General features: G+C 50.6%; 1 rRNA gene. It reads right to left on the bottom strand.

Annotation, left to right across the window (positions count from 1 at the left end):
* A 23S ribosomal RNA gene (locus BHE89_RS02735) occupies nucleotides 1-241 on the bottom strand; the annotation flags it as partial.

The raw sequence follows: 241 nt of genomic DNA, 5'->3' as shown, positions 1-241 counted from the left end.
TTGCACTAACCGCATGATGTCCGACCATGCTTAGCCAACCTTCGTGCTCCTCCGTTACTCTTTAGGAGGAGACCGCCCCAGTCAAACTACCCACCAGACACGGTCCCCCGATCCAGATTATGGACCCTAGGTTAGAACATCAAAACGTTAAAGGGTGGTATTTCAAGGTTGACTCCATGCAGACTGGCGTCCACACTTCATAGTCTCCCACCTATCCTACACATCAAGGCTCAATGTTCAG

The sequence above is a fragment of the Shigella sp. FC1967 genome (genome assembly GCF_001743005.1).
Classification (GTDB): domain Bacteria; phylum Pseudomonadota; class Gammaproteobacteria; order Enterobacterales; family Enterobacteriaceae; genus Proteus.
Note: the sequence above shows the minus strand (reverse complement) of the source record. Positions and strands in the feature narration are given on the sequence as shown.